Genomic DNA, 12,653 nt, shown 5'->3' with positions numbered 1-12,653 from the left:
TGGAGAATCAGGCGGAATGAAGGATTTCGGAGACCGCGTCGTCTCGGTGACCGGGGCCGGATCGGGAATCGGGCGGGTGCCTCGGGGATGGCCGGGGATGGCGGCGAGCAGGTGGCGGGTGAGGTTTTCGGCGCGCAGGAGCGACATCCGCACGGTCCCACCGGATTCCGGGTCGGACGAGGGTTGCTGGATGACCAGGACCGCCTGCCGGTAGTGCACGGCCGCGTGGATGCGGACGCGCTGACGCGGATCGCCCATCTGCTCGAGATCGCCCGAACCGTTCGACGCGGCGGCGAATCCGGCGATCTCGATCCGCGATTCCGGGCCGTGGAGAATGCGCACCGCGGCTTCGGCGTTGTCGTCGATACGGCCGGCGAGGTCGGCGGCTTCGGATTTCCACTGGGCTTCCAGCTCGTCCGAGGTCTCGGCGGTGGAGCGGAACTGCAAGGGATACGGCAGGACGTCGTGTCCGGCGGCACGCCACAGGACGGTGAAGCCGAGCGCGCTGAAAGTCCAACCTGCCATGGGCTATTCACCCAAGACCGGCGGGACGGTCTTCTGTCGCTGCTCCTCGGAGAGGCCGGTCAGTTCGTCACCGTTGTCCCGCGACACCAGCTCCTCGCTGATCTTGGACTTGTGGGTCTTCTCGTCCTCTTTCTTCGACTTGGCGCCGGGTGGCATCATGCCGGGCATACCGTTCATACCGGCGGCGCCCTTGCCCCCTCCGGCAGACAAGCCGCGAGCTGTCCCCTGCCCCTGGGCACCCGAACCGGGCACCGACGTCCCGCGACCGGCCGAATTCCCTGACCCGCCAAAGGTTCCCGTGACGCCGGGTCCACCCGATCCGTACGGGAGCCCGGTGCGCGGATCGATTCCGCCAGGTGTCACCGAAGAAGGGGTGGTCTGCGCACCCGCCGCCGACGGATCCCATCCAGCCGGGGTAGCGCTCGCCGACGTGGTATTCGCGGGATTCTGGGTCGAGTTACTCAGTGTCGACGAGTCGACAGGGCTCGGCGTGGTGCCATCGCCGGGACCTTGATCAGGACTCGGCGGTTTGGGTTGATTGGTATCGCCGGGTCCGTGGCCATCGTCGGGGCCTTTCGAGGGTGGGCCCACCGCCGGAACTCCCGGCGGCTTCCATTCCGTGTTGTCGTCCGGCGTATTCACGGGATTGTACGGTCGAGGCGCCAAGGGCACCTGTGTGTCACTCTCGCGCACGGCCGGGTAGAACACATTGTTGATCAAATGTTCGTTCGCCGCGTTGGCCTGAGTTTTGCGGTGGTCGTTGAGCTTCCACGTCGGCCCCGGCACCCAGCCGCCGAGATCGCTGGTCCAACTCGTGTGCGGGGTCGGCTGCGCGGCAGGTTTGGTGATCTCGACCGCCGAGCGCACCAACTTCACCTTCTCGCTGACCAACTGGGCGGAGCTCACCAGATCTTTCTCTTTGTCGGTGAAGCTCTTGATGCCCTCGGCGGTCTTCTGAGCCGCGGCCCCCTGCCACTTCTCCTGAATGGCCTTCTGGATCTGCGGCCCGAAAGTGTTGTGCCCGTTCTCGATTTTGTTCCGCAGCCCCTCCCAGAAGTTGTGCAACGTCACGACAGTGCTCGGCTGCATCTTCTGAATGCGGTCGTACAGATTGTCGATATTCTGCGGATTCTTGTACGCGTCCTGCGCGACCTGCGGGTTCTGGTATTGCCCTCCGAATCCGCCGTTCACGATCTGATTGATCCGGTTGCGCGCGGCGGTCGCGTCGGGACTCTGATCGCCCTGCGCATTCGAGAAAGAGTCGGGCGGACCGCCCTTGTGCTGCTCCCAGAGGGCAGCAACCAGCGGGACGAGTGGAAGTACCATGTGCTCCCCCGGGTCAGTGGTTCTCGGAGCCGGCGATGGTGCCGGCGTTCTGCTGGTCGTGGTCGACGAGGCGGTCGACGGAGTGCTTGATGGTGTCGCGGATCAGCTCGAGCACCTGAATGTGCTCGTCGAAGGCTGAGTCGAAGTCCCCTTCGCCACCGACTGCTTTGGCGCCCAACATCTTCGCAAGTTGATCGGCAGCTGGGAAGTCGCCCAGTCCGGTCACATTGGACATCTGCAGCAGCATCGCCTTGCACTCTTTATAGACCTGCAGCTGATCCTCACAGGCTTTCAGGCAGTCACGCGAGACCGACGGGTCCAGGTCCAGCCGACCAGCTTGGGACTCGCCGGCAAGGTACTTCCACATCGTCACTTCATCGGTGTGTCCCATGGTCCCCTCTCAGGACGGAAACAACGGCACGATCGCCGCAGCGGCGCTCACCGCGTGGCTGCACGGCGCTTCTGCGGCGCGAGAGCTCATGTTGTAGATGGAGACCTCGAAGGTCCCTTGGCTTGCCGGAAAGGCCACATAGCAGTTCGTGCCGTTCTTGTCCGAAGCAGTTCGATATTGGAAGCCGTTTCTTCCGCCGGCGGTCACTGCCTGGAAATCGACGTTGTCCGGCTTCTTCTTCAAATCCTCGATCGTGAACAGCGACGACCAAACCCCGAGCGTGTAGTAGTAGTCAGGGTTGTCATGCCAAGAGCAGAGCTTCCAACCGTCCACCGCAACACCACCGATGTTGGTGGTCTTGGTCGCCGGGTCCATCCCAGCCTGCCGCAACACGTCATCCGTGACCTGCGTGCACGGGTCCCACAGCGCCGCAGTCGCCCCCTTCGGATCACTCGTCTCCGGCGACGCCGTCCCCGAAGTCGACGAGGAACACCCGGTCCCCACCACCAACACCACCGCAGCCGCCAGCACAGCCGTAGCCGCCTTACGTATCACCGATGCCTCCCGTTGGTCCCCGCGCACACATCCTCCTGCAGTCTAGGACGCGCGCGACGGCCACTCGGTTCCCCTTATTGATCATCACAAGAGTCGGGGAAGTCCGGTGCACGCCCAGCCGGACGGCAGAAGACCGCCCCCATTGACCCCGATTAGTTTTGTTGCAAAACTGCTCACTCATGAGGATCGTGATCGTCGGCGCCGGTATCGGCGGCCTCGCCGCGGCCCTGAGCCTGCATGCGGCCGGGTTCCGGGATATCGCCGTGTACGAGCGCGCCGACGCGTTGCGGCCGCTCGGTGTCGGGATCAATCTGCTTCCGCATGCCGTGCGTGAGCTGACCGAACTCGGGCTCGGCGATCGGGTCGCCGCATTGGGCGTGGCGCCGCGAAATCTGGCCTACTACAACCGGTTCGGCCAGGAGATCTGGTCCGAGCCTCGCGGCCTCGATGCCGGATACCACTGGCCGCAACTGTCGGTGCACCGCGGCAGTTTGCAGATGGAGTTGCTCGACGCCGTGCGTGAAAGGCTGGGCGCGCACACCGTTCGCACCGGACATCGCCTCCTTGCCGCGGACGCCGACGGCCAAGCCCACTTCGCCACGGCGACAGGAGAATTGACCGTAGACGCCGATCTGATCATCGGTGCCGACGGTATCCATTCGGCCCTGCGCCACGAGCATCGGCCGGACGAGGGCCCGCCGGTGTGGAACGGGCTGACGCTGTGGCGCGGAACAGCCAAGCTGCCCGGCTTCCTCGACGGCCGCACGATGATCATGGCCGGTGACGCCGAGCAGAAGTTCGTCGCATATCCGATCCATGATGCGATCAATTTCATCGCCGAGCGCCGGACCGTCGGATTCGGTGGGCAAAACGCCGACTGGAACCGCGCGGTCGCACCGGCGCAGATCGTGGAGCTGTTCCGCGAGTGGCGGTTCCCCTGGCTCGATATTCCCGAATTGCTCGGTGCCGCAGAAGAAATTCTCGAATATCCGATGGTCGACCGTGATCCGCTAGAGCGGTGGACCTACGGACGAACCACCCTGCTCGGCGATGCGGCGCATCCGATGTATCCGAACGGCTCGAACGGGGCATCGCAAGCCATCCTCGATGCTCGCACCCTCGCGTTCCACCTCGCCACCGCCCGCACTCCGGACGAGGCTCTCGCGGCCTACGAGCAGGATCGACGCCCCGCCACGACAGCCCTGGTGCACAGCAACCGCAAGCAGGGCCCCGAGCAGGTCATGGTTCTGGCCCACGAACGGGCGCCGAACGGATTCACGCACATCCACGACGTGATCTCGTCCGAGGAGCTCGCCGCCATCGCGACCGGGTACAAGAAGGCCGCCGGATTCCATCCCGACACCCTCAACACCCGGCCGTCACTGACCCCACCGTCCAGCGAGGGGAATATCTCGTGACCGATCTCGATCCCGCACGCCTGGCATCGGTCATCTCACCGCTGCGCCGAAGCCTGCTCTCCGCAGCCCGTGCCGCCGAACGTCTTCCGGAGATCCCGGACGCGCAGATCGAAATCGTCCGCGCCCTGCCGCCGGGCACCGTCAGCACCTCGAGCGAAGTGGCCGAACGACTCGGGCTGAGCCGCCCAACGGTCAGCAACCTGCTCACCACGATGGAGGCGAACGGCTTGATCGAACGACGCCCCCGGCCCGGCGACCGCCGCCACGTCGAGATCGCGACCACCGCCCGGGCTCACGATCTGTTCGCCCGCTTCGACCAGGCCAGCGGCGCCCTCATCACCGCCGCGGCGGCGACTCTCGCTCCCGAGGACCGGGCCGCGCTGGCCACTGCGCTTCCCGCGCTCGAACGCCTGCGCGAGGCCCTCCACCGACTCCAGACCGCGGAGGAAACCGAATGAGCACCCCCCGCCAGCGCCTTTCGCGGTGGATACAAGCGCGAATCATCAAGGGACTCGTCCCCGGCCCGTACGACATCACCATCCGAAGGAACCTGCGCGTCCCGATGGACGACGGTGTCGAGTTGCTCGCCGACCTGATCACACCGATCGGCGACACGGATCCGCGGCTGCCCACGATCGTGATCCGCGGCCCGTACGGACGCAGCGGCCCGGTCGCCGGCCATGCTCGCGCCCTGGCCCGCGAGGGGTTTCCGGTGCTGTTCCAGAGCTGCCGCGGAACCTGGGGATCCCGCGGTGTGTTCACCCCGCAGATCGATGAGCAGCGCGACGGTATCGCGACCCACCGCTGGGTTCGCGAACAAGACTGGTGCACAGGGCAAGTGGTCACTTTCGGCCCCAGCTATATGGGCTTCACACAGTGGGCGGTGGCCGGCAAGCTGCAGAAGGAAGACCCGGGCATCGCGCCCGATGCGTTGTGCCTGATCGTGACGATGCCCGATTTCGGCGCCATCACCTGGGACAACGCGGCGTTCGCGCTGCGCAACGCACTCGGCTGGACGCAGATGATGGACCGGATGATCCACCGGCAGCTGCTCGCCCTGCTGCTGGGCCAGCTGCGTCCGGATCGCAAGCTGCGCAAGGCATTCGACGTACTCCCCCTGTCGGGCGGCGATGTGGCCGCGAACGGTCGCCGGGTGCACTGGTACCAGGACTGGGTCGCTCACGAACGGCTCACCGACGACTATTGGACCCAGCAGTCACATACCGCCTCGGTTCCCGATGTCACCGCGCCGGTGTACATGATCACCGGCTGGTACGACATCTTCCTGCCCTGGCAGCTGCGCAACTACGCGCAGCTCGCCGAAGCCGGACGGCCCCCGCGCCTCACCGTCGGCCGCTGGGGACATCTCACCCGAGATATGGGCGCGCCGACGATTCGCGAGACCGTCGAATTCCTGAAGGAGCATTTCGCCGATGCTCCGAGCAAGCGGGTCGCACCCGTGCGCGCGTACCTCACCGGCGCCGAACAATGGCACGACCTGCACAGCTGGCCACCGCCCGGCACGACGAGCGAGACGCTGTATCTGCACGCGCCGCGCAAACTCGGCCCGGCTCCCCCGGAGGGCGGTATCACCAGCTACGTCTACGACCCCGCCGATCCCACGCCCGCTGTCGGCGGCCCCAGCCTGGGCCCGACTTCGGCCCCGGTCGACAACGCCGCACACGAGCGCCGCCCCGACGTCACCGTATTCCGTGGCGAGCCACTCACCACCCCGGTCACGGTCGCCGGAGAGCCGGTGGCGCACATCAGCTTTCGCTCGTCACAGCCCAGCGCCGACATCTTCGTCCGGATCTGCGATCTCCACCCCGACGGACGGTCGATGACGGTCTGTGACGGCGTTCGCCGCATCGGCAGTATCGCCACGACCGACACGGACCCGGCCCCGGACGCCGACGGTTTCCGGGATATCGAGGTGCGGCTGTGGCCTACCTTCCATCGGTTCGCGGCCGGCCACCGCATCAGCGTGCAGATCAGCTCCGGCGCCCACCCGCGGTACGCCCGCAATCCCGGATCCGGCGAGCCGGCCGCCACCGCGGCGACCATTCACGTTGCGAAGCAGGAGATTTCGCACGCCCCGGCGTCTGCGTCGCGGATCGAACTGCCGGTGTGGTCGTCGTGAGCGCCCCGGCGGTTCCCGGACTGGAGGCGGCGTTCCAGGTGGAGGCACGCCTCGGCCCGCCGGAAGACCACGGCACGACCCGCGCCGGACACCGCCGCGTCGTGCCGATCATCGGCGGCCGGGTCAGCGGCCTGTTCGACGCCGACATCCTGCCCGGCGGCGCGGACTGGCAGCTGATCCGCCCCGACGGCGCCATCGAGATCGACACCCGCTACTCGGCGCGCACCGCGCACGGCACGCACATCTACCTCCGGACCTCCGGCATTCGCAGCGGAGCACCGCAGGTCCTGGAGGCCTTGTTGCGGGGAGATCCGGTCGATCCGTCCGAGTACTACTTCCGCCTCGTCGTACGCGTGGAGACATCCGATCCTCTGCTCACCGAGCTCGAGCAGTCCATCTTCGTGGCGTCGGCGATCCGGGAAGCGAACAAGGTCCGCTACACCGCCTACCGCCTCACCTGATCAGGAAACCAGATTCAGCCGCGGCGCCGGAGGAAAGACGACCGGCAGCGCCGCCATCGCACGATGGAAAGGTCCCGGGCGCCAACGGATCTCGCTCGGATCGACGGCGAGCCGGATCTCCGGCAGCGCATCGAGCAGCTGGTCGATCGCGTCCTGCACCACCAGATACGCCACCGACCGCGCCGGACACGCGTGCGGGCCCGCACCCCAGGACAGATGCGATCGGTTCCCGGTGCGGTCCCCGCCAGCGATATCCGGATCGTTGTTGCAGGCGGCCAGACTGATCACCACCGGCTGATGAGCCGGCAGCCAGGTGTTGTCGATCAGAATCGGCTGGCGCGGATAACTCATGCAGAAGTTGGCCAGCGGCGGATCGGTGAACAGCACTTCGTCCAGCGCATCGCGAGTCGACAGGCTGCCGCCGAGGATGTCGCCGCCGAAACGCTCGTCGGTGATCATCAGCAACAGCGTGTTGGAGATCAGATTCTGCTGCGGCTCGATACCCCCGCCGTAGAAGACGATCAGGTTGCGGAGCATCTCCTCGTCGGTGAGCTTGGCCGGATGATGGGCCAGATGCGAGGTGACATCGTCGCCGGGTGCGTTGCGGCGCAGCTGGACCTGTTCCATCAGCGCCTGAGCCATATGGTCCATCCCCCACGCCGCGTTGATCGTGTCGAATATCGCCGCCATCCCGGTGGCCACGCGCCGGCCCAAATCAGCCGAACAGCCCACCATGCGGTTCAGCACCTCGAAAGCCAGCGGGAAGGCGTATTGCGAGACCAGATCCGCCGAACCGGCTTCGCAGAATTCGTTGATCAGCGGGATGGCGATCTTCTCGACGGTGGTGTGCAACTCGTGCAGGTCGACCCTGTCGAACGCGGCCGTGAACGCCTGCCGATACCGCGCATGAGCACTGCCCGCGCTGCGAATCACGTTCGGATACCAGCGCATGATCGGCAGCACCGGGCAATCCTCGGGAATGGTTCTCTCCCACGCCCGCGGGTCCGCCGGGAAATGGTCGGGATCGTTGAGGATCTGCAACGCGGTGTGATAGCCGATGACCAGCGTCGCCGGCACGCCGGGCGCCAGCTCGATCGGCACCATGGAGCCATAGCGACGGCGCATCGCTTCATAGGCGCGATGGGGGTCGGCGACGAATTCCGGTGTGTCCAGCACGATTCGGGGGCCGTCGGTGTCGAACGGGGTGCCGGCCTGATGAACAGGGCAGCCCGGGGCCGCAGGCAGGTCGGAAGGTGGGGTTGACAAAGGGGGTGACTCCAGAGAATGAACCAACAAGCGCGGCAGGGGATTCGCCGTCAGCCGACAGCGTCACCTCGTGCTTGGTGAGAATAGGGGCTGTGGCAGCCCTCCAGCTAGCGTTTTCGCAAAAGGGACAGGCGTCTTGTGAGCAGAAGGCCCGCACCCTGCGGCAGCGCTATTCCATTGGTCTATTGACCACTTCGCGCGTGGCGGCAGCCACCTGGCTACACCCAGCGGGTCGGCCCCGCCGTGCGGCATCCCGCCGCAGCGACGGGTGCACCTACAAGCGAACGCCGTGGTCCGAATTTTTCGTGCAAACTCGGCCCGATGTGCGAGTTTTCCGCATAAGCGGCGGAGGTTTGCACGAATAGTTCGGCCACATCAGTCCACCTCGTCCAGCGCCGACAGTGCTGCGGTCGCGGCGAGTCCGGCCAGGCAGCCGGGGAAGCAATCCCGGTGGATCTCCCACAATCGGCGCGCACAGTCTCGTTCGAGATGGGTGGGCTCCCAGGTGCAGTCGTTCACCGGTGGCGGCTCTACGACATACGGTTGCGTCATTCCACGCAGCCACAACCGAGGTGGTGCGACGGTGGCCAAATCGAAGTCGGCGGTCGCGCGTTCGGGCAGATCGTCGATGTGGGCCAGGTCGAACACGAGGATGGCCGCCGCGCCCATCCCCGCCGCGATCGCGAGGATGTCGCCGATCGGGTCGCGCATCCCCTCGGGTGGGCGCAATGTGCACAGCCAGCGAAATCCGAGTCGATGAGCGAAACATTGGATTTCGAGGTCATGCGCCGCTGCGTCGGGACCCGAGATCTCTGTACGTACCAGCCCGACAGCTTTGCTGCGCGCGACGGACATCACTGCCAGCGCACCGGCGACCTTCCGCAGCGCCGCCAGCGATTCCGCCTCTTCACCGGTTGCGCTCCAGCCCGTCATGTCCCGGTCCTTCACGATCGACGTTCGAACAGCAGCCCGTCCGACACGGCCGGGAAGGCGATGGCGAGGACCCTCGTCCGGTGCGGATCTCGCGCCGTGATCAGGCGAGCATGCGGCGACTTCGGATGCAGCGCCTCGCATCGGGTTCGCATCTTTCACCGAAGGTTCTCCCCTCCTGTCACCGGTGCGCAGCCGGCCGAGGCGGCTATGTCTGCCCAGTAATCACGCTTGACGTTGTCCCACAATTGATTCCACTTCGGATACAGTTCACGCGCCTGAGCGAGGTCCGTACCGGGCGCGAACGTCGCAACCTGCCGCGGTCGCGCGTCCGCATCGATCACGGCCGTTATCTCGATGCGGCCGAGAGGATTTCGCGTCGATCGCCATACCGCACGCAATCCGTCGGCCTCGGTGATACGCTCGCCAACTGCCGCGTGATCTCGTCCGTGTGTGCGTGCCAACGAATCCTCCAACTCGGGCCGTTCCACTCGATCTGCTGTCATCACTGCGATGCCTCGGTTCGATGGGAGGGGCCGACGGCTGTGCAGCAGGCTCGGCCCCAAATGCGTTCCCAGCACAGTGAATTGACGGCGAGCCCACAAGCAACGATGGATATTCCGCTCCGATTCATCAGAAGTCCAAGCTCGTCGTCCCAGAACCCCGCGGCGCCCATCCACAACCCCGGATCGCCGCATCCAAAGGAGGCAGCTCGTCATGGTGGATATCAGTTCGACGCTCCCCCGCCGTCAGCTCGGACGGTATCTGCGGGAGCTACGTCAGGGATCCGGACTGACGATCGCGGAACTCGCGCGCCGCATCGAACGCGGCGCCACGACGGTCCAGCGGCTCGAGGCCGGCACCGCCGACCGGATCCGGTTGTGGGACGTCGACGCGATCTGCCAAGTCTGCGGCGCCGACGAGACGACAACCGAGGCGCTCAAAGGGCTTGCCCAGCAGGGGAACAGCAAGAGCTGGTGGCATCAGTACGGGGATCTGATACCGGTGAACTTCGATGTCTACATGGGCTTGGAGTCCAGCGCGGCAAAACTGACGTCATTCGCCGAGTTGGTGCCGGGGCTGCTACAGACGGCCGAATACGCGCATACCCTGAGCCGACTGGCGCATCCGGCCGAACCGGACAGCGAGATAGGCAGGCGGGTCGAGATGCGGACGCGACGTCAGGTTCTGATCACAAAGAAGGCGGCGCCACTAACGATAGAAGTGATCCTCGAGGAATCCGCTTTGCATCGTGTCGTCGGAACACGTCGCGTGATGGGCGTGCAGCTCCGTCATCTCGCCGATATGGGCACCCGATCGAACATCTCGGTTCGAGTTCTGTCATTCAGCGCCGGCGTCCCGCTGGGCGACTTGACCGGCCCCTTCATCATCCTGGACTTCGACCAACACACCAGTGAAAGGCCGGTCGAGCCGTCCGTCGTGTACGCCGAGGGATACACCGGAGCAATGTATTTCGACGATGCCGAGGTCGTCGAACGGTATCGCCAGGCACATGCCCGCCTCAGGAAGGTAGCGTTGGATGAGCAGGACAGCAGAAAACTGCTGCGGGAGAAGGCAAGGGAGTTCGCAGGGTGAACGCTGATCTATCCAGGGCCCGCTGGTTCAAGAGCAGTCACAGCGGCGGCAGCCAAGAGTGTGTCGAGGTCGCCTTCCTCGCCGACGGCATGATCGGTGTGCGCGACTCCAAGAATCCGACAGGACCCGCACTCGCCTTCGCGCCAGCGGACTGGGATGCCTTCACCGCCGCCGTAGAACACGGCAGGCTCACCGATCCGGCTGCCTAGCGGCCCCGCCGCGCATATTCGCAATCCCGTCACCGGCCACCGATTGTCACGCGTCTCGTAGGTCACGACCCCATGAGACGCGTGCCGATCGACACCGGAGATGCGAAACGCTCCCGAATCCGCGCTGCGCGCAAAACGACACCGGGACACCGAGCGTTCTCAGGCGGCTTCTTCGTGAAGCTGTAGCCGGAACAGCCCTCGCGAAATGCTCTCTACGCCCGGGTTCCAACTCGCTTACACGCTCATCCCCGAAGTGAAGCCTCCGGACCCCGGCATCACCGTGCTGCACCGCGCCAACTACGTCCTGGCCGGCGCCTGGTCCCCCACCGACGCCGGTGCGGTGACCATCAATCACCCGTTCCCGATCAGTATCCCGTGGTCCGACCTGGAGTTCTGAGCCGATTGCGGCCGTCGAGGACCTGACTACCCCTCGGGATAGAAGAGGAACAGGGTGCACCCCGTCTCGCTCGCCGGAACATGCCAGCTTCCCGCCGGGGCGTGGATGAAGGTGCCTGCCGGATAGTCGCGCGCGCCGTCGTTGAAGGTGCCGGTCAGGACGTAGACCTCCTCGGGTCCGGGTTCGTGCACGTCGCGGCGGGGCCAGGAGGTGCCGGGGTCCATTTCCAGGACGTGGGCGTGGGCGCCGTTGTCGCCTTTCCACAGTTGGCGTTGCCGGATGCCCGGGAAGAGTTCGCGGCTGGGGGCTTCGGCGAGGTTTGTCCAGGTGTAGCCGGGTTGGGCGAGGATCTCGGGGTTCATAGCTGCCACGGTGCCGGATGCCGATGGGTCCTCGACAGTGTCTGAGATGACGTTGAGGGGTACATTCTTGCCATGCATCGTGTGGTGGCGTTGGTGCGGCCGATGCAGTCGACGTTCGAACTCGGTTGTGCCGTGGAGGTTTTCGGTACCCCCAGAGAAGGGGTGCCGCAGCACTACGGGTTCGAGGTGTGCACGGAGGCGCCGGGTGCGGTGCCTACGACTGCGGGCTATGCGATATCGGTGACTCGGGGGCTGGCGGCGCTGGACTCGGCGGATACCGTGATCATTCCGGGATGGTTGCCGGTGGAGACGCCCCTGTCGGGTGCGGTGCGGCGGGCGCTGGTTCGCGCGCATGGCCGTGGGGCGCGGCTGGTGACGATCTGTTCCGGGGTGTTCGCGTTGGCGCGGACCGGACTGTTGGACGGGCGTTCGGCGACGACGCATTGGGCGCGGGCCGGGCAATTGACGCGGGAGTTTCCGCGGGTTCGGGTGGAGCCGGATCGGCTGTATGTCGACCTCGGCGATGTGGCCACGAGTGCGGGGGCGGGTGCGGGAATCGACCTGTGCCTGCACCTGGTTCGCACGGATCATGGCGCCGCGCATGCCGCACTGATCGCGCGGCACATGGTCATGCCGCCACATCGCGATGGCGGTCAGGTTCAGTACGCGCCGCCGTCGCCGGTCGAGGACGGATTCGACGGCTTGCTGCAATGGGCGGAGGCGCGGCTCGAGACTTCGCTGTCGGTGGCCGATATGGCCGCGCATATCAACGTGTCCCCGCGGACGCTGGCGCGCCGGTTCGCCGATCAGCTCGGCGCCAGTCCGGGTGGGTGGTTGCTGGAACGCCGGGTGGCGCGGGCGCGAGTTCTGTTGGAGGACACGGACTTGCCGGTCGATGCCATCGCCGTCCGGGTAGGGCTGGGCTCGGCGGTCAATCTGCGCCGCCGCTTCCGCGACCAGGTCGGCACCACGCCGGGCGCGTATCGACGCGCGTTCCGCACACCGACCGCCGGCACCGCGTAGACATCGCCTCCCACACAGGCAGTCTCCGGCGGTACGTCAGCGCCCGGCAGGCTT

General features: G+C 66.0%; 16 protein-coding genes. 8 read left to right on the top strand and 8 right to left on the bottom strand.

Features of this window, described 5'->3' with window-relative positions; genetic code table 11:
* The 4 genes from A5780_RS17745 to A5780_RS17730 all read right to left on the bottom strand — a co-directional run.
* Positions 1-525: ESX secretion-associated protein EspG (locus A5780_RS17745; RefSeq protein ID WP_197521781.1), on the bottom strand; the 525-nt coding region annotated here is incomplete at its 3' end.
* Positions 526-528: 3 nt separating this feature from the next.
* Positions 529-1,851: a hypothetical protein gene (locus A5780_RS17740; protein ID WP_064908984.1), complete on the bottom strand. Its 1,323-nt coding sequence runs from the start codon at positions 1,849-1,851 to the stop codon at positions 529-531.
* Positions 1,852-1,864: 13 nt separating this feature from the next.
* Positions 1,865-2,242 (bottom strand): hypothetical protein, encoded by a 378-nt coding sequence (locus A5780_RS17735; protein WP_064906486.1) that lies wholly within the window; start codon positions 2,240-2,242, stop codon positions 1,865-1,867.
* 9 nt (positions 2,243-2,251) lie between these two features.
* Complete coding sequence (locus tag A5780_RS17730; RefSeq protein ID WP_064908982.1) at positions 2,252-2,773, bottom strand: DUF3558 domain-containing protein; 522 nt, start codon at positions 2,771-2,773, stop codon at positions 2,252-2,254.
* A 203-nt stretch (positions 2,774-2,976) separates the two neighbouring features.
* Here A5780_RS17730 and A5780_RS17725 point away from each other — a divergent pair, with 203 nt between their 5' ends.
* The 4 genes from A5780_RS17725 to A5780_RS17710 are packed head-to-tail and all read left to right on the top strand — an operon-like array spanning position 2,977 to position 6,816.
* Positions 2,977-4,215, top strand: a complete 1,239-nt coding sequence (locus A5780_RS17725; protein WP_064908981.1) for a flavin-dependent oxidoreductase — start codon at positions 2,977-2,979, stop codon at positions 4,213-4,215.
* Positions 4,212-4,673 carry a MarR family winged helix-turn-helix transcriptional regulator gene (locus A5780_RS41060; RefSeq protein WP_197521780.1) on the top strand — a complete coding sequence of 154 codons (462 nt, stop codon included), beginning with the start codon at positions 4,212-4,214 and terminating at the stop codon, positions 4,671-4,673. The genes A5780_RS17725 and A5780_RS41060 overlap by 4 nt, the downstream gene beginning before the upstream one ends.
* On the top strand, positions 4,670-6,355 hold the full coding sequence (locus A5780_RS17715) for a CocE/NonD family hydrolase (RefSeq protein WP_064908980.1): 1,686 nt from the start codon (positions 4,670-4,672) through the stop codon (positions 6,353-6,355). Before A5780_RS41060 ends, A5780_RS17715 begins: the two co-directional genes overlap by 4 nt.
* Positions 6,352-6,816: a DUF3237 domain-containing protein gene (locus A5780_RS17710; RefSeq protein WP_064908994.1), complete on the top strand. Its 465-nt coding sequence runs from the start codon at positions 6,352-6,354 to the stop codon at positions 6,814-6,816. Before A5780_RS17715 ends, A5780_RS17710 begins: the two co-directional genes overlap by 4 nt.
* On the opposite strand, the gene A5780_RS17705 is transcribed toward A5780_RS17710, so the two are convergent.
* The 3 genes from A5780_RS17705 to A5780_RS17695 form a co-directional block, all read right to left on the bottom strand.
* Entirely contained in the window at positions 6,817-7,992 is a 1,176-nt protein-coding gene (locus tag A5780_RS17705) for a cytochrome P450 (RefSeq protein ID WP_231982992.1), read from the bottom strand. It abuts the gene before it with no gap.
* A gap of 465 nt (positions 7,993-8,457) precedes the next feature.
* Entirely contained in the window at positions 8,458-9,015 is a 558-nt protein-coding gene (locus tag A5780_RS17700; protein ID WP_146100938.1) for a hypothetical protein, read from the bottom strand.
* 155 nt (positions 9,016-9,170) lie between these two features.
* A complete protein-coding gene (locus A5780_RS17695) occupies positions 9,171-9,503 on the bottom strand; it encodes a hypothetical protein (protein ID WP_064908977.1) in 333 nt (110 codons plus the stop codon).
* A 226-nt stretch (positions 9,504-9,729) separates the two neighbouring features.
* On the opposite strand from A5780_RS17695, the gene A5780_RS17690 reads away from it, so the two are divergent.
* The 3 genes from A5780_RS17690 to A5780_RS40075 all read left to right on the top strand — a co-directional run bounded on the left by A5780_RS17690 (position 9,730) and on the right by A5780_RS40075 (position 11,214).
* Positions 9,730-10,608 carry a helix-turn-helix transcriptional regulator gene (locus A5780_RS17690; RefSeq protein ID WP_064908976.1) on the top strand — a complete coding sequence of 293 codons (879 nt, stop codon included), beginning with the start codon at positions 9,730-9,732 and terminating at the stop codon, positions 10,606-10,608.
* Positions 10,605-10,817: a DUF397 domain-containing protein gene (locus A5780_RS17685; protein WP_064908975.1), complete on the top strand. Its 213-nt coding sequence runs from the start codon at positions 10,605-10,607 to the stop codon at positions 10,815-10,817. Before A5780_RS17690 ends, A5780_RS17685 begins: the two co-directional genes overlap by 4 nt.
* Before the next feature lie 205 nt (positions 10,818-11,022).
* Entirely contained in the window at positions 11,023-11,214 is a 192-nt protein-coding gene (locus A5780_RS40075) for a hypothetical protein (RefSeq protein ID WP_156769540.1), read from the top strand.
* A gap of 26 nt (positions 11,215-11,240) precedes the next feature.
* On the opposite strand, the gene A5780_RS17680 is transcribed toward A5780_RS40075, so the two are convergent.
* On the bottom strand, positions 11,241-11,576 hold the full coding sequence (locus A5780_RS17680) for a cupin domain-containing protein (RefSeq protein WP_064908974.1): 336 nt from the start codon (positions 11,574-11,576) through the stop codon (positions 11,241-11,243).
* Positions 11,577-11,648: 72 nt separating this feature from the next.
* On the opposite strand from A5780_RS17680, the gene A5780_RS17675 reads away from it, so the two are divergent.
* Entirely contained in the window at positions 11,649-12,599 is a 951-nt protein-coding gene (locus tag A5780_RS17675) for a GlxA family transcriptional regulator (protein WP_064908973.1), read from the top strand.
* Positions 12,600-12,653 lie beyond the last annotated feature (54 nt).

This window comes from Nocardia sp. 852002-20019_SCH5090214, assembly GCF_001665865.1.
GTDB lineage: Bacteria > Actinomycetota > Actinomycetes > Mycobacteriales > Mycobacteriaceae > Nocardia > Nocardia nova.
The sequence above is the reverse complement of the archived record's forward strand: the minus strand, read 5'-3'. Positions and strand labels throughout refer to the sequence as shown.